Source organism: Arthrobacter saudimassiliensis (assembly GCF_059090665.1).
The window spans coordinates 137,175-161,329 of record NZ_JBNHFX010000004.1 but is presented as its reverse complement, the minus strand read 5'-3'; the positions used below and the strand labels follow the sequence as shown (position 1 = coordinate 161,329).

Annotated in this window: 17 protein-coding genes; 10 read left to right on the top strand and 7 right to left on the bottom strand. The window is 71.9% G+C overall.

Annotated features, from left to right (window positions below; all coding sequences use genetic code 11):
* Positions 1–314: 314 nt before the first annotated feature.
* Positions 315–587, bottom strand: coding sequence for a pyrophosphorylase (locus AC5RV6_RS15480; protein WP_494008250.1), 273 nt, complete (start codon positions 585–587; stop codon positions 315–317).
* 244 nt (positions 588–831) lie between these two features.
* On the opposite strand from AC5RV6_RS15480, the gene AC5RV6_RS15475 reads away from it, so the two are divergent.
* The 4 genes from AC5RV6_RS15475 (at position 832) to AC5RV6_RS15460 (ending at position 11,548) form a co-directional block, all read left to right on the top strand.
* On the top strand, positions 832–3,741 hold the full coding sequence (locus AC5RV6_RS15475) for a hypothetical protein (RefSeq protein WP_494008249.1): 2,910 nt from the start codon (positions 832–834) through the stop codon (positions 3,739–3,741).
* Positions 3,738–5,078 (top strand): ABC transporter substrate-binding protein, encoded by a 1,341-nt coding sequence (locus AC5RV6_RS15470; RefSeq protein WP_494008248.1) that lies wholly within the window; start codon positions 3,738–3,740, stop codon positions 5,076–5,078. The genes AC5RV6_RS15475 and AC5RV6_RS15470 overlap by 4 nt, the downstream gene beginning before the upstream one ends.
* 61 nt (positions 5,079–5,139) lie before the next feature.
* The gene (locus AC5RV6_RS15465; protein ID WP_494008247.1) at positions 5,140–9,453 is read left to right on the top strand and encodes a type VII secretion EssC family protein; all 4,314 of its coding nucleotides are present in this window, start codon (positions 5,140–5,142) and stop codon (positions 9,451–9,453) included.
* A 106-nt stretch (positions 9,454–9,559) separates the two neighbouring features.
* Positions 9,560–11,548: a serine/threonine-protein kinase gene (locus AC5RV6_RS15460; protein WP_494008246.1), complete on the top strand. Its 1,989-nt coding sequence runs from the start codon at positions 9,560–9,562 to the stop codon at positions 11,546–11,548.
* An 11-nt stretch (positions 11,549–11,559) separates the two neighbouring features.
* Here AC5RV6_RS15460 and AC5RV6_RS15455 read toward each other — a convergent pair whose 3' ends face one another.
* The 5 genes from AC5RV6_RS15455 to AC5RV6_RS15435 all read right to left on the bottom strand — a co-directional run bounded on the left by AC5RV6_RS15455 (position 11,560) and on the right by AC5RV6_RS15435 (position 14,818).
* Positions 11,560–12,039 (bottom strand): hypothetical protein, encoded by a 480-nt coding sequence (locus AC5RV6_RS15455; RefSeq protein WP_494008245.1) that lies wholly within the window; start codon positions 12,037–12,039, stop codon positions 11,560–11,562.
* 2 nt (positions 12,040–12,041) lie between these two features.
* Positions 12,042–12,566, bottom strand: a complete 525-nt coding sequence (locus AC5RV6_RS15450; protein ID WP_494008244.1) for a hypothetical protein — start codon at positions 12,564–12,566, stop codon at positions 12,042–12,044.
* Positions 12,567–12,663: 97 nt separating this feature from the next.
* The gene (locus tag AC5RV6_RS15445; protein ID WP_494008243.1) at positions 12,664–13,194 is read right to left on the bottom strand and encodes a hypothetical protein; all 531 of its coding nucleotides are present in this window, start codon (positions 13,192–13,194) and stop codon (positions 12,664–12,666) included.
* Complete coding sequence (locus AC5RV6_RS15440; RefSeq protein WP_494008242.1) at positions 13,191–13,700, bottom strand: hypothetical protein; 510 nt, start codon at positions 13,698–13,700, stop codon at positions 13,191–13,193. Before AC5RV6_RS15440 ends, AC5RV6_RS15445 begins: the two co-directional genes overlap by 4 nt.
* A 236-nt stretch (positions 13,701–13,936) precedes the next feature.
* Complete coding sequence (locus tag AC5RV6_RS15435) at positions 13,937–14,818, bottom strand: manganese catalase (protein ID WP_494008241.1); 882 nt, start codon at positions 14,816–14,818, stop codon at positions 13,937–13,939.
* Between the two features lie 174 nt (positions 14,819–14,992).
* Between AC5RV6_RS15435 and AC5RV6_RS15430 the strand changes: the two genes are divergently transcribed.
* Positions 14,993–15,256 (top strand): hypothetical protein, encoded by a 264-nt coding sequence (locus AC5RV6_RS15430; RefSeq protein ID WP_494008240.1) that lies wholly within the window; start codon positions 14,993–14,995, stop codon positions 15,254–15,256.
* Positions 15,257–15,278: 22 nt separating this feature from the next.
* Here the strand turns inward: AC5RV6_RS15430 and AC5RV6_RS15425 are convergent, their stop codons facing one another.
* Positions 15,279–16,142 (bottom strand): patatin-like phospholipase family protein, encoded by an 864-nt coding sequence (locus tag AC5RV6_RS15425; protein WP_494008239.1) that lies wholly within the window; start codon positions 16,140–16,142, stop codon positions 15,279–15,281.
* Positions 16,143–16,235: 93 nt separating this feature from the next.
* On the opposite strand from AC5RV6_RS15425, the gene AC5RV6_RS15420 reads away from it, so the two are divergent.
* The 5 genes from AC5RV6_RS15420 to AC5RV6_RS15400 all read left to right on the top strand — a co-directional run bounded on the left by AC5RV6_RS15420 (position 16,236) and on the right by AC5RV6_RS15400 (position 24,131).
* Positions 16,236–16,691: a 23S rRNA (pseudouridine(1915)-N(3))-methyltransferase RlmH gene (locus tag AC5RV6_RS15420; protein WP_494008238.1), complete on the top strand. Its 456-nt coding sequence runs from the start codon at positions 16,236–16,238 to the stop codon at positions 16,689–16,691.
* Between the two features lie 39 nt (positions 16,692–16,730).
* Positions 16,731–17,450, top strand: a complete 720-nt coding sequence (locus AC5RV6_RS15415) for a YcnI family protein (RefSeq protein ID WP_494008237.1) — start codon at positions 16,731–16,733, stop codon at positions 17,448–17,450.
* A gap of 179 nt (positions 17,451–17,629) precedes the next feature.
* Positions 17,630–18,265 (top strand): DUF4232 domain-containing protein, encoded by a 636-nt coding sequence (locus AC5RV6_RS15410; RefSeq protein WP_494008236.1) that lies wholly within the window; start codon positions 17,630–17,632, stop codon positions 18,263–18,265.
* A gap of 117 nt (positions 18,266–18,382) precedes the next feature.
* Complete coding sequence (locus tag AC5RV6_RS15405) at positions 18,383–23,344, top strand: DNA glycosylase AlkZ-like family protein (protein WP_494008235.1); 4,962 nt, start codon at positions 18,383–18,385, stop codon at positions 23,342–23,344.
* Positions 23,337–24,131, top strand: a complete 795-nt coding sequence (locus AC5RV6_RS15400; protein ID WP_494008234.1) for a DNA-formamidopyrimidine glycosylase family protein — start codon at positions 23,337–23,339, stop codon at positions 24,129–24,131. The genes AC5RV6_RS15405 and AC5RV6_RS15400 overlap by 8 nt, the downstream gene beginning before the upstream one ends.
* The last annotated feature ends 24 nt before the right edge of the window (positions 24,132–24,155 follow it).

Here is a 24,155-nt window from a genome sequence, read left to right as displayed (position 1 = left end):
GGCAGCAACGGTGTCACAACATAATCGCCAATGGCTTCGCTCATAATCAGTGCCCCCCACTGAAAACTGATCTAAGAACTGCAGACAGGAAACGGGCGGCTGCTGGACGGCCGTCCGGAAAGAAGATGAACAGCACCGGGCCCGCTCAACGAAAAGCGTTAAACGGGCGCGGTGTGAAAGGACCTGCGGCTGCGGGCCGTTGGTCAGTATGTCCGGCGGACAGAGCAGCCGGTACAGGAAGATGCAGGCGGCCGGGCGGCCGCAGACGCCGAGACGGCGCGGCAGCCCGGCCCCTGCACCGGGAAATCGCAGGCCTAGGCGCCGCCGCCCGCGGAGAAGATGTTCTGCGAGATCTGCTGCAGCTGGCCGCGCAGCTGCTCCAGCTCTTCACGGGCCTTGTCCAGCGCCGCCTTGGTCTCGGGCCAGGTCGAGCCGCGGAACTGTGCCGCCAGCGGGCCGTCCCACACGTTCGGATCCGAAAGGATCTTGCCCTGCGCGTCCAGCGCCGAGATCTGATCCGTGAAACCGCCGTTGATGATCGACTGCACCTGGTTAATTGCAGTCTTGGCCTGCTCAGTAGACAACACGCGCGACATAAGAATCCCCCATCTATTGGTTACGACTAATCCGCCGAACACGGACGGTCGGCGACCGAACGAAAGGCACCTTACCAACTGCTGTCGCTAAAGCCAACAGTCACAAAAAGCAACTGTGGATAGGTGTGGCCGTCATCTGCGGCACAAAAACCGATCAGGAAAGATTCGTCCATTCGCCCGCCCACCCCCTATGATCCCTATGATGCTCAGGGCATCGGACGCGAGGGGGACGCTCATGCCAGGAACACTTACCAGCCGCTGCAAAAATCCGGAACGGGGCACGCCATGGGGACGGCGGCTGGCCGCCGTGCTCGTCGCCGCGGGACTGATCGCGACGACGTCGTGCACCCAGGACCCGGAGCCGGAACCGGTATCCAATCCCGTCAAGGTCTTCCAGAACGTCAGGGTGGACCTCTCCCCCGCGGCCGGCGTCGAAACCATCGAGGGAACCACCATCTCGGTGGCGGCCGACGGCGCCTCCTCCGCCGAGGACACGGTGTACGACACCGCGGACGTCGTGGGTGAACTGCCCGTGCGGGTGAGCCTGCAGTACCGCGCCGGCGAGAAATCCGGCACCGACCTCAACGACCTTGCCGGCCACACCGGCCCGGTGGAAATCAACGTGACCCTGGAGAACCTGACGGTCAAGCCGCAGGTCATCCAGTACGACGCCGCCGGGCAGGCCCGCTCCGAAACCGCCCTTGTCGGCGCGCCGCTGACGGTGGCCGCGTCGACCAGGCTCGAGGGCGTCCAGGCCGATGACATCACCCCCGGATCCGCCGACGGCGCGGCCGGCACCAACGGCGTCCTGAGCCGCACGGAGGAAGGCGCCGCCGTCGTGCAGTGGGCCGCAGTGCTCGCTCCGCCGCGCACCGGCGCCAGCACCACCCTGCGCCTGGTGGCCGACGTCCAGGACTTCCAGGTCCCGGCCTTCGACCTCGCGGTCCAGCCTGGCCTCACCACCGACCTGAGCGCGGAAGGCGTGGTCTCCAGCGCCTTCTCCACCGGCGCGGGCTCCGAAATGGAGCTGCAGCAGCGCACCATCTCGCTGGTCTCCGACGTCAACACCGTGCTCACCCGCGCCGGGTCCATGATCACCGAGGTGCGGCGCAACCTGGAGGTCACCTCCCAGACCCTGGGCGTCCAGACCGCCGCCGAGCTGCGCGACAACTCCGAGTCGCTCGCGACGACCATGTCCGCCCTGAAGGAGCAGCTGCAGGTCCTCGGCACGGATCTGCAGGCCGCCACGGAGGCGACCGAATCCACCGCCCTGTCCCAGCTGCAGCAGACGGTGGCCGCCGTCGACTCCATGCTGGGCGACACCTCGGCCACGATTCCCACCGCGCAGATTGACGGCAACGGCTGCGCCGCCGAGGTGGCCAAGCCGGAACAAGCGGGCACCGTCTACGGCAGCGTCCTCACCATGGCCTCCCAGCTGGACGCGTACGCGAAGGTCAGCGCGGGCTGCCGCGACCTGGTGGCCGCCGAACTCCAGGCGGCGATCGGCCCGGAGAAGCCCACCCTGGAGGCCTGCGCCCAGGAACTGGTGGATCAGGTGGAGCAGGGCGTCAAGAAGCCCACGCCCTCCCTGGCCTGTTCCATCTCCGCCTCGGGAGTCATCCTGACCGGCACCATGCTGGATCTGCTGGCCCAGGGCCAGGTTCTCGTGGACGGCCTGGAAGGGCTGCAGCTTGAGCGTGCCGCAGCCGGGCACCAGGTGACCAATGACGCGCTGAACGATCTCCTGGCAGAGGTCACGGCCATCCTCGACGCCGACCCCGATCTGGAGTACGAAACGGCGCTCGACGGCGTTGAAGACTCCATCACGACTGTCACCGAGTCGCTTGAAGCTTCGGTAGCCAGCACCCGTACTGCCGCCCAGGATGCCCGGGACAGCATTGACGGCCTGCGCCAGCAGCTGCTCGGCGTTGAGGAAGTGGCCGGGGCTGCGCGGCAGGAAATCGTGGGCGATCCCTTCTGGGACCGTTCCATGGCCGAACAGATCAGCGAGCTGGCTGCTGAGCTTTGCGACGTGGCCGACGGTGAGGATCCCCGTGACGGCCGGCTTTCCGTCGAGGACGCAGAAGAGCTCCGCTCCTACCTGACCGCTGACCCCTGCGCCGAAATGGACGAGGACGGCAACCCGACCGCGCCGCTGGCCCCGCCGCGCGGGTTCGACGAGCCTCTGGACGTGCGCCTTGAGGCCCAGGCTGCCAGCTGGGACGCCGTTCTCGCGGCAATGGACACCACCAACCCGGATGCGGCGATCGCCCAGGCGTTTGAGGACCTCGAGACCGAGATCAGCGGCATTGAGAACATCACTCTGGACGACGTCCGGGACGCGGTGGCGCTGCTGGACGCAGCCGCGAAGGATGACGTCCAGGGCAGCCGGACCGCCCTGGAGGAGCTGAAGACGGCGCTCGAGGAGGCGGTCACCTCCTCCAACACCGTGACCGCCACCCTGGCCCAGCTGCAGAAGGACCAGACGGAGCTGGTGGAGACGCTCGACAAGGAGATCGCGGAGACGTCCGAACAGGCGAAGGAAGCGGTGGCCGTGGTCGTCAACCAGCAGATCCGCCAGGTTTCGGAGATCGGCGACAACAGCACCGACCAGGTCGTCAGCGCCTTCAACCGGTCCATCTCGGGCCTGAAGACCACCTCCGACGGCGTCGTCACCGACGCCAAGGGCACGGTCGACGAGCAGCGGAAGGACCTTGAGGAGCAGAGCGGCGCCCTCGCCGGCGCGCTGGCGGAAAGCACCCAGCGTTCGCTGGAGCGGATCGCGGCCGGCACCTCCGGCTCCACCCGCGACGTCGAAGGCGCCAGCGCCCTGCTGTCCTCCAGCCTCAACAAGGTGATGCTGGACCTGGGCGACCGCTCCGTGAACGGATCCGGCCTGCTCGGCTCCATGACCACCAACGCCGCGAAGGCCGAAACCGCTGACTACCAGCTGGCCCTGGCTTCGCAGAACGCCGAAGGGTACGCCAACATCCGGTCCCAGAACGTCAACGGCCTGCTGCTGCGGCAGGCACAGTTCAAGGCCTCGCTCACGGCCGTCGACGAGCTGCCGGCGTTCGCCTTTGAGATACCGGCCGGTGCGACGTCGCAGACGCTGTACACCCTGACGATCGGCGGCGGCGAATGAGCTCCCGGGCACGCATCACCACCCTGGTCGCAGTCGCGGCGGCCGTCATCGTCGCCGCCGTCGCCGCCCTGGTCTTCCTGAACCGTCCCGAGGAGGCCCCGCGGCCGGACCCCGTGGCGGCAACGGTTCCCGTATCGCTCCAGGCCGACGGCGCTCCCGAGGACCTCTCGCTCGGCGTCGTCCTGACATTCGGGCAGTCCGGGGAACCCGGCTCGGAGTACAACCGGGCGGCGCAGGGGGCCGTGGTGGCCGCCCAGCGCTTCACCCAGGGCGGTGCCCCCGTCACCCTCGAAACCCGCAACGACCGCGGCAGGGAGGACGGCGCACGCGAAGCCGTCCGCGACCTGGCCAACCAGGGCGTCTCCGGCATCATCGTGGCCGGCACCGGGCCCCAGGCCCAGGCGGCGGCCAAGACCGCCGAGGAACTCGGCCTGCCGGCCATCCTGCCGTACGCCTCCGCGGTGGAACCCGGCCCCGCCACGTGGAGCACACGCGCCTCCGCCGCCTCCACCGAGCAGGCCCTGCTCACCGCCCTCGCAGGCAAGGAGCGGATCCTGTTCGTCGGCGACGAGGGCCAGGTCCCGCCGTCGGTCCAGTTCGCGCAGACACTGAACCTCGCCGAGTTCGAGGACGTGACCGCCCTCGCCCAGGAAGCCGCCGTGCGCACCGGCAACCAGCCGCTGCCCGCGGCACCGGATGCCCCGGCCGACGCCGCCGTCATGATGGTGGCCGAACCAGCGGACGCCGTGGTGGTCTCCGCCGCGACGCCGCAGCGGCTGGCCCGCCTGGTCCAGGCGCTGCAGGCCCGCGACGTCTCCGCACCGATGATCCTTCCCGAAGGCGCCGCCACCCCGGCCTTCACCGCCGCCCTGGCGGAGCTGGACGGCACCGTCTCCGGACAGTTGGTGACACTGGCTCCCGCGGGCGGGGACGCCGTCGCCCTCCAGCAGGATGCCCAGGGACGCGGCATGTCCGCCTTCCTCTCAGCCGTCCGGCTGGCCGCCGGCAACCAGGAGGTCCGGAACCTCGCCGGTGACGGCCCGTTCTCGGCGGAAGCCTGGGCCGCGGACGCCGCCAGCCACGACGCCGTCGTCGCCCTGGTGCGGGCTGCGGCCCTGGCCGGCAGCGGCGATCCGGCCGAGGTCGGCGAGGCCCTGCGCACCCTGGCGCTCGGTCCCGGCGAAGGCCTGGCCGGGCCCGCCCTGGACTTCACCCGGCCCGACGCGCTCACCGCGGCCGCCGTCCCGGTTTATGCTTCAGCCCAGGATCTCGGCCTTCGTCCGGCAGATGCGGCCGCACCGCGGCTGGTCTGGATAGCGGCGACGGACGCTCCCTGACCCGTTGACCGGCCCGCCCCTGGCGGGCCGGTTTCCTGCTTCAACACGGAAGGACAACCCGGTGCGCCTGCTGATCGAGCTCGACGAGGCCCGCTTCGAGTGCGAGGTGGCCCGGGCCGCCGAAGCCACCACGCTCTCGGATCTGGTGGAAGCGGCCGGCGGGCCGCGCCTGGCGGCGGACGAGGCCGTGTTCGTGGACGAAGCCGAAGTGCGCGGGTCCACCCCGGTCTCCGAGCTGGTCCTGCTGGAAGGCAGCAGGATCGCCCGCTCGCCCTGGCCCGCGCCGAAGCGGATCCGCGACTGGAGCGTCACGCTCGCCGGCGGCCAGCAGACCGGGGCCGTGGCGGAGGTTCCGCGCGGACGGGAAATGCTCATTGGCCGCTCCCCCCACGCCGACCTCACCCTTCCCACGGAGAGCGCCTCCTGGGAGCACTGCCGGCTGCGCCGGGAGGAGGACGGGCTGCGGGTGCTGGACAGCGGCTCCACCAACGGCACCCTGGTCAACGGCGCCCCGGCAGGGGACGACGGCGTGCTGATCACCGACACTGCCACCATCACCGCCGGCGGGACCGTACTCCTGGTCCGCCGGTCTCTCGACGAGTCACCGGCCCCGGCGCCGGGCAGCCTGCACAACCTCACCCCCGCGGCGACGGCCCCGTTCAACCGCCCGCCCCGCCCCGGCAAGGCCCCCGCCGGAGAGCCCCTGGTTCCGCCCAGCCGCAAGGACGTGCCGCCGGCCAACAAGTTCAGCTACATCACCGTGCTGGCACCCCTGGTGATGGCGGTGGCGATGGTGATGATCCTGCGGGACCTCCGCTTCGCCATGTTCGCGATGCTCAGCCCGGTCATGGCGGTGGGCATGTGGTTCGAACAGAAGCGCCGCCACACCAAGGGACTGCAGGAGGAGGACGAGCGCTTCTCCGGTGCGCTCGACGAGTTTGAGCAGCAGATCCGAGCCGCAGCCGAAACCGAGACGGCGCGCCGCCACCAGATGATCCCCGATCCGGCCACCGTCGTCCGCCGGGCGGCGCTGCCCGCGACGTCGCTCTGGCAGCGCCGCGCGGACTCCGACGACTTCCTGGCCCTGCATGCCGGCACCGGCGACGTCCCCTGGAGACCCGAGGTGGACCGGGCGGCCGGCCCGCGGCTGGACCAGGAAGTGAAGGACACCCTCGCCGCCGCCCGGCTGCTCGCCGCACCGGTCCTCGTGGACCTCACCAACGCCGGGGTGGTGGGCATGGTGGGGCCGCGCGAAGGCGCCCTGGCCCTCGCCCGGTCGCTGCTCGCCCAGGCCGCCGTCCACGTCGGCCCGGCGGACCTGACGGTCGGCGTGTTCTGCGACCCCGGGCGCGCCGACGAATGGGAGTGGGCGTCCTGGCTCCCGCATACCCGCCAGGCCGGCAGCAGCACCGGGCAGCGGTGGATGTCCGCGCATCGGGAAACGAGCCTGTCCATGCTGCGGGCGCTGAAGGACACGGTGCAGGAACTGCCCACCCCGGCCCTGCTCGTGGTGCTGGACTCCGAGGTGCTCACCGAAGGCCGGGACGCACCGGCCCGTGCCCTGCTCGGCATGGGCCGCACCGACGCCGGCTCGAGTGCCCGGCAGCGGCAGGAATCCCGGGTGGCGGGCATCGTCATCGCCACCTCGGAGGAACAGCTGCCCGCCTCCTGCACCACAATCATCCGGGTGGGCGAGGATGCCGCTGCCACGGTGGAGCAGCCTGAAGACCTCACCCGCGTGGACGACGTCATCCTGGCCGGGCTGGCCCGGGAAGACGCCCTGCGCTGCGCGATGCATCTGGCCCACTTCGACGACCCGGAGCTGAGCGTGCCCGGAGCCTCGCTTCCCTCGCTCGTGCGGCTGCCCACCCTGCTCGGCTACGACCGGCCCGACGCCGCGGCCATCCGCCGGCTGTGGCAGGCACCCACCGGCATCTCCACCCCGATCGGCACCGGAGAGAACGGGGACCTGACCCTGGACCTGGTCAAGGACGGCCCGCACGGGCTGGTCGGCGGCACCACCGGCTCCGGCAAGTCCGAGTTCCTCCGTTCCCTGGTGGCCGGCCTGGCGGCCCGCAACGACCCGACCCGGCTGAACTTCATCCTCATCGACTTCAAGGGCGGCGCCGCGTTCAAGGCCTGCGAGCGCCTCCCCCACACCATCGGCACCATCTCCAACCTGGACGAGCAGCTGGCGGACCGGGCGCTGCAGGCGCTGGAGGCGGAGATGGAGCGCCGCCAGCGGGTCTTCGCCGAAGCCGGCGAGGGCATCGACAACCTGAACGCCTACCTCGCCACCAACCCGGCCGAGCCCATGCCCCGGCTGCTGCTGGTGATCGACGAGTTCGCCATGCTGGCCAAGGACTTCCCGGACGTGCTGACCGCGCTGGTCAGCGTGGGTGCCGTCGGCCGTACCCTGGGCGTGCACATGATCCTCGCCACCCAGCGCCCGGCCGGCGTGGTGAACGACGACATCCTGGCCAACACCAACCTGCGGGTTGCACTGCGCGTGCAGAGCCGCGAGGACTCCAACAACGTCATCGGCGTGCCGGCGGCCTCGGCGATCGGCCGCGCGCAGATGGGCCGGGCCTACGTGAAGCTCGGCCAGGACGACATCACCCCCGTGCAGACCGCCCTCGTCACCGGGCAGGCCCAGCAGGGCAGCGGACCCGCCGTCGAGGTCCGGGAGATCCAGCAGTTCGGCGTTCCCGCGCCGGCCGCCGCGCCCCCGTCCTCCGCGGCGTCGGACGAGAACGACCTGGACCTGCTGATCGACGCCGTGGTGGCCGCCAACGCCGACGCCGGCTACGCGCCGCCGCGGCAGGTCTGGCCGGAGGCGCTGGGCGAACGCGTTGAGCTGGAGGGTTTCGACGCCGCTCCCGAGGACACCGATTCCACCGGCGCCGCCGAGTCCGCCGTCGAGCCAGCGTCGCCGCTGCCCGTGGTGGGCGGCGTCGCGGACTCCACCGTCCTGGTCACCCTGCGCGACGAACCGGAGCTGCAGCGCCAGTCCCCCGCCGGCTGGGATATGGCCGAGGGCAACCTGATGCTGATGGGCGTCGCCGGCTCCGGCACGACGACGACGCTGGCCTCCATCGCGCTGACCCTCGCCCGCGAGTACGACCCGGCGGACCTGGACCTGCTGATCCTGGACATGGGCTCCCGCGGCCTCGAACCGTTGGAACGGCTGCCGCACACCGTGGCCTACGTGGGCACCGGCGCCGGGGCGAAGGAGCAGCAGGCCCGCTTCCTGCGCTACCTGCACACGGAGCTGGAAAGCCGCAGGGCCCAGCCCGGAAACCACCGCCGCGCCGTCGTGCTGCTGGACGGGCTCGCGTCGCTGCGGGACGAGTTCCAGGACTTCGAGGGGCAGCAGCTGATGGACCTGCTGTTCCGGGCCTACGCCGACGGCCCGGCGCTGGGCCTGTCCTTCGCGGTGTCCACCACCCGCGCCAAGGCGATCCCCACGGCGATGAACGAAGTGACCCTGCAGCGCTGGCTCTTCCGGCTGGCCGACGCCTACGACTATTCCTCCCTGGGCATCCGCGGCAAGCAGATCCCGGCGGCCCTGCCAGGCCGCTGCGTCGATCCGCGCAACGCGCTGCAGATGCACGTGGCCACCCCCGCCGTCGGGCTGGCCGCCGCCGTGGACCAGATCCGGCAGGGCTGGGCCGAGGTGCCCGGCAAGGCCCCGGCGATCCGGCTGCTGCCCGCCCAGCTCACGCTGCCGGAGCTCGGCGCGGAACCGCAGCTGGCCGGCGAACCGTGGCTGGTCCCGGTCGGGCTGCGGGAGGCCGACTTCGCCCCCGCGTTCCTGGAGATCTACGAGGGCGAACACGCCCTCATCGCCGGCCCGGCCCGCTCCGGAAAGTCGACCCTGCTGCTGGCCCTGGCGGCCGCCCTGCACGGGGCCCCCACGGAGCAGGGGCCCGCCCAGGTCTGGGGCATCTGCGACCGCCGCTCGCCCCTGGCCCTCGCCGCACTGGACCGGGTGGCGGTGGGAACCGATGAAGTCCCCGCCCTGCTCGCCTCGCTGCGGCTCGAACGCGGACCCGTCTTCCTGCTGATCGACGACGCCGAGCGGTTCGAGGACTCCGACCAGTCCATCGCCGGCGTCGTGTCCTCTGGGCAGCCGGGACTGTGCGTCATCGCCGCCGGCCGGGCGGCCGACCTGCGCGGGCTCTACAGCCACTGGACCAAGACGCTGCGCAAGTCCCGCCTGGGCGTGCTGCTGCAGCCGGACGTGGACTACGACGGAGAACTGCTCGGCGCCATGCTCCCCCGCAGGGCACCGGTGGCCCTGACCACGGGGCGCGGCTACATCAGCGTGGGCGGCCAGCTGGCCCTCATCCAATCGATCAGCCCGGCCGGGTGATCCGCGCCCGGCGGTAATCTGCGGGGCATAATCGCAGCGGCAGGGAAGAATGGGAACCGGCCGGCCGGCCACGGAAGTTTCACTCGACAGCGTTGGAGAAGACGGTATGCAGTTCGCACAGACGGGCCAGGCGCTCGGCGCGTCCTACCGGTTCGGTGAGCGGGTGGGCTCCGGCGCCGTCGGCGAGGTCTGGACCATCATCACCGCCGACGGCGGCACGCTGGCCGCCAAGGTGCTGCGCCCCGAACACGCCGACGACCCCTCGCTGGTGGAACGCTTCGTGCGCGAGCGGTCGGTGCTGCTGGGCCTGCAGGACCCGCGCATCGTTCCGGTGCGCGACATGGTGGTCGAGGGCTCCCGGCTGGCGATCGTCATGGACTACATCGAGGGCGGCTCGCTGCGCGACGCGCTGAAGGAGGCCGGGCCGCTGCGCCCCGCCGCCGCCCTGGCCATGGCGGCCGAGATCTTCGATGCGCTGGCCTTCGCCCACTCCCGCGGCGTGACCCACCGCGACATCAAACCCGACAACGTGCTCCTGGCCCGCCGCTGGCCCGACTGCGGCCCGGAGGATGTGCGGGTCTCCGACTTCGGCATCGCGGACGTGGTGGGGGAACGGATCCGCCAGACCACCGGACTCATCGGCACGCCCCAGTACATGCCGCCCGAACTCATTACCCAGGGCCGGTCCGGGCCAGCCGGCGATGTCTACTCCACCGGGGTGCTGCTGTACGAGCTGCTGGCCGGGCGGACGCCCTTCGCCGGGCCGGGAACCGACTTCACCATCGCGTACCGCCACGTTTCCTCCCGCCCGCCCCGGCTTCCGGTGGACGATGAGCTGTGGGAGACCCTTGACCGGCTGCTGTCCAAGGATCCCGCGGGCAGGCCTGCGGCCGCCGAGGCCGGGGCGAAGCTCCGCCGCCTGGCGGCCCGCCTCGCGGACCACGCCCCGCTGGAGCGCGGGGACGCCCCCGAGGAATTCGACGAGGTTGAACGCCCGGCCACGGTGGTGCGCGGCGCGTACACCGATGACGACCTGACGGCCTTCGCCGCCCCCGCCCCGACCGGAGAGCCGGCCGAGCTGCCCTCGCTCGGCGAGGCGGGAAGCGCCACGATCGCCAGGCCGATGCCGCGCCGGGAGGAACGGCCCCGCCCCGAGGCCCGCGCCGCGGCCGCGGAGCAGGAGGCGGTCCCGTTTTGGCGCACCCGCAAGGCCCTGCTCCTGGCCGGGACCGCCGTCGCCCTTCTCGTGGCGATGGTCGTGGGGTTCATGGTGCTCTCCCCCGCCGATCCCGGGGAGGACAGCGCGGCTGCCGACCAGCAGCTGTCCTCCCAGCTGCAGGGCCAGGCCCTTCCCACCGGGCTGACGATCTCCCGCAGCGCGTCCTTTGAACCGGAGTCCGGACAGATCCGCCTGACGGTGGCGTACTCCGCCCAGAAGGCGCCGCTGTCCGGTGACTTCCTGGAGGTGGTCCCGGGGCTGGCCGAGGGCGATGCCTGCCCCGCCGTCACCTGGGAGGGTGCCTCGGTGAAGCGCAACCAGGGTTCCCTCACCGGCGTCGACGTCGAGTGCGGCTGGAGCGTGTCCGGCCTGCAGATTCCGGCCGGCGGCTCCGCCCAGGTGACCGCGGCGGTCACCGCCGCCCCTGCCGATCAGCAGGCCCTCGATGCCTGGCTGCGCGCCGGTGACGAGGCGACGACGGCCGCCGTGCAGGATCCGGCGGTGGTCGGCACCGCCTACCCCGTCCAGCGCCTGATGGACGTGGAGGTGCGCACCCCGGCCCGGGTGGTGACGCCGAGCCCGCTGAAGATCACCCTGGTACCGGTGTGGGCCGGCGGAGCGGATGAACTAAACCCGCTCTACATCAGCCCGGCGACGGGGACGCCGTCAGGAACCCTGACCGCGGTTGCCGGCGGCGAGCAGGGCGTGCGCTTCGCCGACGGCTGCGGTGGGGCGCTGGCGGTGGACGGCACCGGCCTGACGGTCACCGCGCTCCAGATCTCCCCGGAATGCACCGTGCGGGCGAGCGTCGGCAACTTCACGGAGCTGCAGTCCACCCGCTTCGGCATCACGTCCCGCGAGGCCGCAGGCGAGTAGCGCGTCGGGGCTTAGCGGCCCGTCCCGGACGCGTCGTCCGGGTCCGGGACCTCCGCCAGCGTCAGTTCCGCCGGACCGTAGGTCAGGGCCCAGCGCCCGGTGCTGCGGCGCGCGGTGGAGATGAGCCATTCCGGTCCCCGCCGGCTCAGCTGCCATTCGATCAGCTCGTCTCCGAAATCCGCCACTGCGCTCCGCAGCCGAAGGTAGAGCTGGGTTCGCGCCTTCTGTTCCCGGTTGTCCCCCCAGTGCGAGACCGCCATGGCGACGGCGATCACCGCGGCGATGCCGGCCCAGAGCGGGCCCGTGAGGTGCCCGGGAAAGCCGAGCCGATGGCCGTAGACGCTCAGGGCCAGGCCGAGCACCGGAAGGCCGAACAGCACGGGTTCCGCTGCCCGTATCACCCCGCCGACCCGGCGGGCCCGCCACAGCTGCCCGGCCGCCGGATCGGTCACGACCGTGGACCGGAGGATCGGTTGGTGGTTCGCATCCATCGTCAGTCCTGCTGCCCGCTCTCATCGTCGTCGTCGTTTTCATGCTCGTGCGGAGCCAGCTCGGTGATGGTTAGCTGGTCGCCGCTGTAGTCGAGGGCCCATTCGTACTTCTGTTTCCAGGTCCCCCGGGAGATCAGCCGCTCCCGGGAGCCGCGCCCGCCGCCCACCACCCATTCGATGCCCCATCCGGCCCGGAGGGCGGTCAGGGCCTTTTCCACCTGCGGGAAGACCTTCATGCGGGCCCGGAACGCGCGCCGTTCCAGGGCGTGTTCCAGAGGCCACAGCCCGAACGGCCCCAGCAGGCAGATCACCAGCAGGTACCCGATCACCTCCATCACCGCCCCTGGAAGCAGCGGCTCGAGCAGCAGCATGGGCAGCAGGGGCAGCAACATGCCCCAGAGCAGCAGCATCGCCCACCGGATGCGGCGAAGGCCGGTGCCGGCCCGTTTCAGCCGCCGCACCTCCGGGCCGCGAACCGTTGCAGTGCGCAGCTCCGGTTCGACGGCGGGGAGCGGGATTTCGGCCATGCATCCGAGGCTACCGTCTGGCCGGGCGGCGCTGAGGCAGACAGCACCGGGGCAGCCCCCGCTCAGCTCGGAGCAATCCCGCCGCTGCGTGCCCGGGTCAGGCCCGGGGCTGCTTCCGCAGCAGCTCGATGGCCCGCGCCACCTGCGGGTCGCTGCCCAGGGTGCGCAGCGCGTCGTCGAACTCGGGCAGCCCGAACCCGGCAGGACGGTACCTGGCCATGATGACGGGGCGCCGCCCGCCGGAGGCCGCGGGGCGGGCGAGCCGCAGGGCGATCTCGGTGCCGTCGTCCGCGGAACGGATGAGGCGGCCGCGGTCCAGCAGTTCCAGCAGCCCCGCCCGGTCCACGCCGGGCGCGTCCGGATAGAAGCTGCGCAGATACCCGGTCAGGCCCGCGGCAGCCGCCTCCGTCTGCAGGCGCAGCCACCACCAGAACGCTGCCGTGGCCGCCGCCGCGATCACCAGCAGCACAATGCCGGGCCGCCCGGTGCCCAGCAGGATCAGCACGGCGATGATCAACGCCCAGAACGGTTTCCGGCCGATCCTGCGGGGGAACCGGCGCGGCGGGTCGAAGGGGGCACGGAAGGAAACCGGGGTGAACGCCGGGGTGCGGGGGTCGACGGCGCTCACAGGCGGTCCTGCCGCAGTTCGGCCAGGGCCTTCGCCTGGTGGGCCAGCCGCTGGGCCTCGCGCAGCTCCTCGTCCAGGACGGCGCCGGCGCCGCCGCCGGACATGGTGCCCAGCCCGGCCCCGCCCCGCCCCAGTCCGCGAAGCTTGTCCCGCCCGGCAGCTTCACGCTCGGCCAGCTCCAGGCGTGCGGCGGAGTGTCCCAGCTTATCCAGGGCCTCGTCCAGGCGGCGCCGGTGCTCAAGCAGGGCCTGCAGCCGCCGGTCCGCCTCCGTCTGCACCGCCCCGGCCTGACGGCTCATCCGCTCCGCCGTCTCCTGCAGGGCCTGGGCGTTGTCTGACGGTGCCCCGTTCCGCATGGCTTCCTGCAGCGCCCGGCTCCGGTGGCCGTAGGCCTCCGCGGTGGCCCGGCAGTGCTCCACCATCGCGGCGGCGGCCTCAATCCGGCCGCTCAGCTCCTCGCGGGCCAGGCGCAGCGAGCCCTGGGCCAGCCGGAGGCGGACGGCCATATCCTCCGTGCCGCCGGGCGGCGTCCGGCCCTGCTTCGCCCTGCCGATCACGTGATCCCCCTTCACCCGGTTCGGCACAGCCTAGCGGCCCGGGCGGGAAGCGAAAAGGGCGGCGTCGGGGGTTTGGCGCAGGAAACCGCAGCGGAATCAGCCAGGGCCGGCCGGGGCGATCAGCCCGGTTAAACGGGGAGCTGCCCGGACGCTGGGGGAAACGTCCGGGCAGCTCAGTAACCGTGTTACTCCTTGTTCAGCTTGTCCTGAACCGTACCGGCGATCTTTTCCACGGTGTTGGGGATATCCGTGGTGCCGTAGTAGCGGGCGTCAGGACGGGTAACGTCCGGCATCGGCGCCGTGGTGGTCGGCCCGTCGTGGTAGCTGAACTCGCCCTTGCCGTCCGGGGTGGGGCCGGAAGCCCAGCTGCCCTCGGCCGCAGCCGGACCGTTGGAGAAGTTCAGGTACTGGTACGACACTTCGCGCTCTTCCTTCTTGATCGGGAAGTTGCTCGGCACCGGCAGCAGCTCGTAGCCCTCTTCCTGCAGCTCGCGGGCCGCGGCGGTCCACTGGTTCTGGTGCATGGTGTCGCGTGCCAGCAGGAACGAGAGCATATCGCGCACGCCCTTGTCGTCGGTCATGTGGTACAGCCGGGCGACGGCGAGCCGGCCCTGCATTTCCGCATTCGCGTTCGAGGTGAAATCGGCCAGCAGGTTGCCGCTGGCCGTCACGTACGCTGCGGTCCAGGGGTTGCCGTTGGAGTCCACCGGGCGTGCGCCGGCGCCGGCCACGATGGCGTGCTGAACATCCATCCCGCCCACGACGGCCGCGATGGTCGGATCGGACTGGACGGCGTCTTCGGTGATCCCCAGGGGCGCCTTCTCCAGCAGCTGGGCGATCATGATGGCCAGCATTTCCACGTGGCCCATTTCCTCTGCCGCGATGCCGTAGAGCAGGTCCCGGTACTTGCCGGGAAGATGCGAATTCCAGGACTGGAAGCCGTACTGCATCGCGACGGTGATTTCACCGTACTGGCCGCCGAGGACCTCCTGGAGCTTGCGGGCGTAGACAGCATCCGGCTTGTCAGGAGTCGCTTTGAACTGGAGTTCCTGCTTGTGGAAGAACATACATTCACCTCCGCTTGGGACAGCCCGGCCCCTGCCGCCCACTGCTGGACGACGCCGGGATTGAATATGAAGCTAGCTGATGACTTTGTATATAAGCAAACTTAGTAATCGCTCCCGGCGGGCACGGACACCCGCAGCGGCCCGGCGTCGTCAGCAGGCTTTGTAAGATGAACCATGGCCACCAACGAAACACCCCCGACCCTCGACCAGCTTCGCGCCCGGCAGACCCAGCTCGTGCTGGGGCTGGCTCAGGAGACCAGCAGTGCCCGCCTTGCGGCCATGAGCGATGAGCTGGAGGAACTTCTCAACGTGATCCAGAAACGCGAAGCGGAGGAACAGGGATCCCAGGTGCCCCAGCGGGAGGACGGCATCGTGGTCGAGCCCGGGGCGGACCTGGACCGGGACCTGCAGGGCAAGGTCGGCGACGACGGGCGCTGACCTTCCGCCTCCCGGGCCGCCGTCAGCTGCCCCACAGCTCCCGCACCTCGGCCAGCCGCTGCTCCGCCTGCCGCCGGCCCGCCTCGGCTGAGGGACGGCGCGTGGACTGCAGCAGCATATTGCTGCCGAAGGCCTGAAGCGCTGCGGCATCCGCCTCGATGAGCACGACGCGGCTGTGCCGGCCCAGTTTCTCCAGCGCCTGCGGCAGCGGGGGCCCGAAGGGACTGCTCGGCGCCTCCAGCCCGCAGGAGAGCACCAGCACCGAGTCATAGCCCTCGGCGACGTCGGCATTGGTGGCGGAACGGATGCCGCCGTCCATGTACCGGTTCCCGTCCACGTCCACCGGCGGCCAGACCGTGGGCACCGCGCAGCTGGCGGCGACGGCGCGCTGCAGAGACACGCCGTCGTCGGCCCCGAAGACCCGGAACTCCCCGGTTCCGGCGTCCACCGTGGTGACCGCCAGCGGGCGCCCCGGCCACGCGGCAGCCGGCACGAGCGCGGAGATCTGCCCCACCCACTGCTCTTCGGACAGCTGCGTCGAGGCGCCCAGTGCCAGCTGACCGATCCTGGCCCGGGCCGCCTGCTCGCCCCCGCCCTGGGCTCCGGCTGCGGCGAGGGCGTTCAGGAAGGCCTCTCCGCTGAACGCCGTGGGCTCCCGGTACTGCGCCGGCGGAGTGTCCTCGGCGATCTGCGCCTGGTAGGCGGCCTCGGCCTGGCCAAAGCGCAGTGCGGCGCCGACGACGGAACCGGCGGAGGTGCCCACCACCAGGTCCGTGCCGCCCAGGTCGACCCCGGCGTCGGTGAGTCCATGCAGGACGCCCAGCTCCCAGGCAATGCCGGCCACCCCGCCTCCGCCCAGGACCAGTGCTCGTTTGTGCTCGGCCATGCTTCCTCCCGGGTTCGAACAGCGTATGGGCGTGGAGTCTAGCCGCTGCGGGCGCGTTTCCGGCCGGACTGCCCGGCGGTATTGAATAAGGGCATGGCACTGCGCGTATTGATGGTCGGCCGCAAGCACGAGGACTGGGTGGTGGACGGGATCCGCCGCTACGAAAAGCGGCTGAAGAAGCCCTTCGACCTCACCTGGGTGCCGATCCCCCATTCCGCCCGCGAGGGCGACGCCGCCCGCAGGGAGGAATCGGAGCGGCTGCTCGCCAAGACGGGCTCGGACTACGTGGTCCTGCTCGACGAGCGGGGCAAGGCGATCACCTCCCCCCAGCTCGCGCAGACCCTGCGCCGGCCGCTGGACAACTCCCGGAACGTCACCCTGGTGATCGGCGGCGCCTACGGCGTGGACCAGTCCGTCCATGACCGCGCGGACTTCGTCTGGTCGCTGTCCCCGCTGGTGTTCCCGCATCAGCTGGTGCGGCTGATCCTGGCTGAGCAGGTGTACCGGGCGCAGGAGATCGCGGCCGGGCGGCCGTACCACCACGAGTAGGTTCCGGGCGGGTCCATGCCCGCCGGTAGAGTCGAAACCATGCACAAGTTCCGCACCCCCCTGCTCGCCGCCGCCGGCACCGCCGGGCTCCTGGCCCTGGGCCTGGGCCCGGCGTCGGCGCACGTCCACGTCTCCCCCGACTCCACCGCCGCCGGGTCCTCGTCCCGGCTGGCGTTCGACTTTTCGCACGGCTGCTCCGGTTCGCCGACCACCAAGGTCACGGTCACGCTGCCCGATGAGCTGACCGACGCGGTGCCCACCGCCCACCCCGGCTGGGACATCGAAAAGGTCACCGAGGAGCTGGCCGAGCCGCGCACCCTGCCCAACGGCTCATCGGTCACCGAGCGCACCGCCCAGGTGGTCTTCACCGCCAAGGAACCGGTGGCCGACGGCGTGCGCGACGTCCTCATGCTGGATGTCACCCTGCCGGACGCGGAGGGCTCCACGCTCGCGTTCCCCGTGCTGCAGAGCTGCGCCGAGGGCGAGAGCGACTGGGCCGAGGTCCCGGCCGAGGGCCGGGACGCCTCCGAGCTGGACTACCCGGCGCCGTCACTGGTGGTCTCCGAGGCGGACGATGACGACGACGACCACGGGCACGGCTCCACCGCCGCCGCAGCCGCGCACGATGACGACGATGACGAGATCGAGCGGGCGGAGACCGCCGGCTGGATCGGCCTGGGCGCCGGGGCCGCCGGCCTCGTGGCGGGCCTTACCGGGCTGGCGCTCAGCCTGGCCAACCGCCGTCGGGCGGCCCGCTGAGCCCTGCCCTGTGCCGGGTTCCGTCCGCTGCTGACGCTTCGGCCCGTTGAGGTTCCGGCCCGCCGACGGCGGGCCGGAACCCGCGGCGGCCCGCCCGGCGGGACCGGTCCGCGGCCGCGCCCCGGGCCAGGCTCCGACGCGAATTGACGCGGAGCACGCAACGGACGACTGTGACAGGTATGACATCGCGCACCACTGGCTCCACAGCCGTTCCGCTCCTTGCCCTGGCTGCCCTGCTGGCGCTGTCCGCCTGCGGCGGCAGCGGCGGCGGCACCCCGAATGCAGAGGCCTCGACCGCTGCCTCGGACACCGCCTCCCCCTCCGCTGAAGATTCGGCCGCCGCCTCCGCGCCCGCAGCCTCCGCGGCGTCCCCGGGCGGCGAGACCGCCGCCGCCCTGCCCCGCTGCACCGCGGACCTGCTCTCGGCCACGGTGGAAACCGAGCCCGGCGGCGGCGCGGCAGGCAGCGTGTACCGCACCCTGGTGCTGACCAACGATTCCTCCACCGCCTGCGCCACCGGCGGCTACCCCGGCGTTTCCTACGTGGACGCGGCCGGCAGCCAGGTCGGCGCGCCGGCAGCCAGGGCCGAGGCCGAGGCCGTGCCCCTGGTCCTCGAACCGGGCCGGCAGGCGGCCGCGGAGCTGCGCGAGACCCGGGCACAGAACTACGGCGATGAGTGCGCTGCCGCAGACACGGCCGCCCTGCTGGTGTATCCGCCGGACGACACCGCCTCGCTGCGGGTGGAGCATCCCTCCCTTGGCTGCGGGAATGAGGAGATCGAACTGCTCTCCGTCGGGGCGCTGCAGCAGCGCTGACCCGCGGCGGCAGGGATCGGTGCGGCGCCGGCAGCTGCAACCGCCGGCGTCGTACGCCCTGAGCCGAAGGCCACGGAAGGAGCCGGAAATGTCACCGGGGTGCGGAACAATGGGGGCATGAGTCCGGCTGCCTCGGTCCTGCAGAAGTTCACCCCCGCCACGCGGGAGTGGTTCGAGGGCGCCTTCACCGCGCCGACCGCCGCGCAGGAGGGTGCCTGGGACGCCATCTCCAACGGCTCCAACGCCCTGGTCATTGCCCCCACCGGGTCCGGCAAGACCCTCGCCGCGTTCCTGTGGGCCCTGGACAGTTTCATCAAGGACGCCGCGGCCGGCGGCAGCGGCGCCTCCCCGGCCGCTCCCGGGCAGGGTGAGCTCGACGTCGAGCTTCCGGCGGCCGCCCGCACGGCAGGCGGCAAGGGCAGCTCCCGGCGTGGAAAGGCCGCCGAGCCGAAGCGCGGCACCAAGGTGCTCTACATTTCCCCGCTGAAGGCCCTCGGCGTGGATGTGGAGCGGAACCTGCGCTCCCCGCTGATCGGCATCACCCAGACCGCCAAGCGCCTGGGCCTGCCCGCCCCGTCCATCACGGTGGGCGTGCGCTCGGGCGATACCCCGCAGGCGGAGCGGCGGGCCCTGCTGACCAGGCCGCCGGACATCCTGATCACCACTCCCGAGTCGCTGTTCCTGATGCTCACCTCCCGGGCACGGGAAACCCTCGCCGACGTCGACACCGTCATCGTGGACGAGGTGCACGCCGTCGCCGGCACCAAGCGCGGCGCCCACCTGGCGCTGACCCTGGCCCGGCTCGACGCAATGCTGGAGAAGCCGGTGCAGCGCATCGGGCTCTCCGCCACCGTGGAACCGCACGAGACCGTCGCCCGGTTCCTGGGCGGCAACGCCCCCGTGCAGGTGGTGGCCCCGGCGTCGGCCAAGTCCTGGGACATCACCGTCACCGTGCCGGTGGAGGACATGTCCGACCTGGCCGGGGCGCCGACCACCGACGACACGCTCGACGGCGGCTACGCGCCGCAGGCGAGCATCTGGCCGCACGTCGAGGAGCGGATCGTTGACCTGATCGAGGCCAACCGCTCCACCATCGTGTTCGCCAACTCCCGGCGGCTGGCCGAGCGGCTCACCGCGCGGCTGAACGAAATCCACGCGCTGCGGCTGGAGATGGCGCAGCTGACCGCCGAGCAGCTGGCCGCCGGACTGGACAGCGCAGACGGCGACGGCGGGAACGGGGCCGCCGGGTCCGACGCCGGTCCGGGGCGCCCCGCCGCGCCGCCGACCGCCCGGCCCCCGGCGCAGCTGATGGCGCAGGCCGGCGTCAGCGTCCGTGCCCGGCCGCCGGCCGACGTCGCCGCCGCGGACGATGAGGGCCCGCTGCTGGCCCGCGCCCACCACGGTTCGGTGTCCAAGGACCAGCGGGCGATGATCGAAGACGACCTGAAGTCCGGCCGGCTGCGCTGCGTGGTGGCCACCAGTTCCCTCGAGCTGGGCATCGACATGGGCGCGGTGGACCTGGTCATCCAGGTCGAGTCCCCGCCCTCGGTGGCCAGCGGCCTGCAGCGGGTGGGCCGGGCCGGGCACCAGGTCGGCGAAACCTCGCAGGGCGTGCTGTTCCCCAAGCACCGCGGAGACCTGCTGAACACCGCCGTCACCACGGAACGGATGCTCGCCGGGCAGATCGAACCGCTGGCCATTCCGGCGAACCCGCTGGACATCCTTGCCCAGCAGACCGTCGCCGCCACCGCCCTGGGCGCGATTGATGTGGAGGAATGGTTCGACGTCGTCCGCCGCGCCGCGCCCTTCGCCGCCCTGCCGCGCTCGGCCTACGACGCCGTGCTGGACCTGCTGGCCGGCCGCTACCCCTCCGATGAGTTCGCCGAGCTGCGCCCGCGGATCATCTGGGACCGCGAGGCCGGCACCATCACCGGCCGGCCCGGTGCCCAGCGGCTGGCGGTCACCAGCGGCGGCACCATCCCGGACCGCGGACTGTTCGGCGTCTATCTGGTCGGCGAATCGGAGGGCAAGAACAGCCGCCGGGTCGGCGAGCTCGACGAGGAGATGGTCTACGAGTCCCGGGTGGGCGACGTGTTCGCGCTCGGGGCGACCAGCTGGCGGATCGAGGACATCACCCATGACCGGGTGCTGGTCTCCCCCGCCTTCGGCCAGCCCGGCAAGCTGCCGTTCTGGCGCGGCGATTCGCAGGGCCGTCCGGTGGAACTGGGCCGGGCCCTGGGCGGCTTCGTCCGTGAGCTGGCCGGGGCCGCAGAGGATTCCGCCCGGGAGCGGCTCGCCGCCGTCGGGCTGGACGAGTGGGCGATCGGCAACCTGCTGACCTATCTGCGCGAGCAGGAGCAGGCCACCGGCGTGGTGCCCACCGACCGGACCCTGGTGGTGGAGCGTTTCCACGACGAGCTGGGCGACTGGCGGATCGTGCTGCACAGCCCGTTCGGCATGCCCGTGCACGCGCCCTGGGCGCTGGCGGTGGGTGCCCGGCTGCACCAGCGGTACGGCCTCGACGGCTCGGCCATGGCCTCCGACGACGGGATCGTGCTGCGGGTGCCGCTCATGGAGGACGAACCGCCCGGCGCCGAGCTGTTCCTGTTCGATCCGGAGGAGCTGGAGGGCATTGTCACCGCCGAGGTGGGCGGCTCCGCGCTGTTCGCCTCCCGGTTCCGGGAGTGCGCCGCCCGTGCCCTGCTGCTGCCGCGGCAGAACCCGGGCAAGCGCACCCCACTGTGGCAGCAGCGGCAGCGTTCGGCCCAGCTGCTGGACGTGGCACGCAAGTACCCGACCTTCCCCATCATTCTGGAGACCGTGCGGGAGTGCCTGCAGGACGTCTACGACCTGCCCGCGCTGAAGGGCCTCGCCGCCGCGATTGAACGCCGCGAGCTGCGCCTGGTGGAGACCACCACCCAGCAGCCCTCCCCGTTCGCCCGCTCCCTGCTCTTCGGCTACGTCGGCGCGTTCCTGTACGAAGGCGATTCCCCGCTGGCCGAGCGCCGGGCTGCGGCCCTGTCGCTGGACCCGACCCTGCTGAACGAACTGCTGGGCCGGGCCGAGCTGCGCGAACTGCTCGACGCCGGCATCATCGCGCAGACCGAGCGCGAGCTGCAGCGCCTGGCCACGGACCGGCGGGCCCGCGGCCTGGAGGGCGTGGCGGACCTGCTCCGGCTGCTCGGCCCGCTGTCCGTGGCCGAGACCGCCGCCCGGCTGCAGCCGCCGGCGGAGGCGGCGGAAGAGGCTGCGGACAGCGCGCAGGCCGACGCCGGTTACGCCGAGGAGCTGCTCGAGCAGCTGGTCCGCGCCAACCGGGCGCTGAAGGTCGGCGTGGCCGGCAAGACCCGGTACGCGGCCATCGAAGACGCCGCCCGGCTCCGCGACGCACTCGGCGTGCCGCTGCCGATGGGCGTGCCGCTGGCCTTCATCGAACCGGTCGCGGATCCGCTGGGAGACCTGATCGGCCGCTACGCCCGCACCCACGGCCCTTTCACGGCAGCGGAGGCCGCCGCACGGCTGGGACTCGGCGTCGCCGTCGTCACCGCCACCCTGCAGCGGCTGGCCGACGAGGGCCGCGTGGTGGAAGGCGAGTTCCGGCCCGCCGAGGCGCAGCTGCTGTCCCCGGCCGAGGGCACCGACGGCGGCAGCGCCGTCGTCACCATCCCGGCGCAGGGCACCGAATGGTGCGACGTTGAAGTGCTGCGCCGGCTGCGGCGGCGTTCCCTGGCGGCGCTGCGCAGCGAGGTGGAGCCGGTGGACCCGGCCACCTACGGCCGGTTCCTGCCCGCCTGGCAGAACGTGGGCTCCAACCTGCGCGGCCTGGACGGCGTGGTGACGGTGGTGGACCAGCTCTCCGGCGTGCCGATTCCGGCCTCCGCCTGGGAGCCGCTGATCCTGGGCACCCGGATCCGCGACTACGCGCCGGCCATGCTCGACGAGCTGACCGCCACCGGCGAGATCCTGTGGTCCGGCAGCGGCTCCCTTCCGGGCAACGACGGCTGGATCAGCCTGCACCTGGCCGAAAACGCGCCGCTGACGCTGTCCTCCGATCCGGAGTTCACGCCGTCGGACCTGCAGCAGCAGCTGCTCGAAGTGCTCGACGGCGGCGGGGCGTACTTCTTCCGCCAGCTCGGCGAGGCCCTCGCCGCGGCGGGGCAGAATGTGCCCGACGCCGACGTCGTCACCGCGCTCTGGGAACTGACCTGGGCCGGGCGGATCAGCAACGACACGTTCACCCCGGTCCGGTCGCTGCTCGCCGGCGGCAAGACCGCCCACAAGCAGCGTTCAGGGCCGCCGCGCGCCCGTACGGCCCGGCTGAACCGGCTGGGCCGCGCCCCCGGAAAGTCCCTGACCGGCAGCTCCATGCGCCTGGCCATGAACGGCCAGGGCCCGGCGGCCCGTACCTCCCCTGCCCTGGCCGCGGGCCGCTGGAGCGTGCTGCCTGCCCCGGAAACCGACACCACCCTGCACGCGCATGCCACCGCGGAACTGCTGCTGGACCGGTACGGGGTGGTCACCCGCGGGTCCGTGGCCAGCGAGGGCACCCCCGGCGGGTTCGCGCTGCTGTACAAGGTCCTCGCCCGGCTGGAGGAACAGGGCCGGTGCCGGCGCGGCTACTTCATCGAGCAGCTGGGCGCCGCCCAGTTCGCCGTCCCGGCGACGGTGGACCGGCTGCGGTCCTTCTCCCACGACGCCGACCTGCACCGCACCGAGCCGAAGGCCGTCGCCTTGGCCGCCACCGACCCGGCGAACCCCTACGGTGCGGCGCTGCCCTGGCCGGCGACCGATTCCGGGCACCGGCCCGGCCGCAAGGCCGGGGCGCTGGTGGTGCTGCTCGACGGCGCGCTGGCCCTGTACGTGGAGCGCGGCGGCAAGACGCTGCTGACCTTCACCGAGGATCCGGCGGAGCTGGAGCTCTGCGCGCAGGCGCTGGTCGGCATCATCCGCCGCGGAGCCGCGGAGAAGATGGCGGTGGAAAAGGTCAACGGTGCCGACATCCTCGACACCCCGGTGGCGCAGGCGCTGACCGCGGCCGGCTTCTACACCACGCCGAGGGGGCTGCGGTACCGTGCCTGAGGGAGATACCGTCTGGCGGGCGGCCAAGGATTTGAACGCCGCCCTGGCCGGGCGCGCCCTGACCCGCTGCGATATCAGGGTGCCGAAGTTCGCCACCACCGACTTCACCGGGCAGACGGTCGACGACGTGGTGTCCCGCGGCAAGCACCTGCTGATCCGCGTCGGCGGTGAGGACGGCTGGATCCTGCACTCCCATCTGAAGATGGAGGGCCTCTGGCACCTCTACCGGACGGGCGAAAAGTGGCGGCGTCCGGCATTCAAGGCCCGCTGCGTGCTGGAGGCCGGCGACGTGCAGGCGGTCGGCTTCGAGCTCGGGTTCCTGCGGGTGCTGCCGCGCCGGGAGGAGGCCGACGCCGTCGGCTATCTCGGCCCGGACCTGCTGGGCGCGGACTGGGACGCCGCGGAGGCGCTGCGCCGGCTGCGGGCTGAACCGGAGCGGCCGATCGGGCTGGCCCTGCTGGATCAGCGGATCATGGCCGGGCTGGGCAACGTCTACCGGTGCGAGCTGTGTTTCCTGGCCGGGGTGCATCCGCTCACCCCGGTCGGGCAGGTGCCGGACCTGCCGCGGATCGTGGAGCTGTCCAAGCGGCTGCTGGAGGCGAACAAGAACCGGTCCCGCCGGATCACCACCGGAGCGATGGGCCGGGACCAGCTGTGGGTGTACAACCGGGAAAAGCGCGGCTGCCTGCGCTGCGGCACCAAGGTCGCCCACGAACTGCTCGGCGACGACGAGCTGTCCCTGCGCGACCTCTACTACTGCCCGCACTGCCAGCCGCTGCGCGCCTGACGAGCCGGTCATCAACCACCGCCC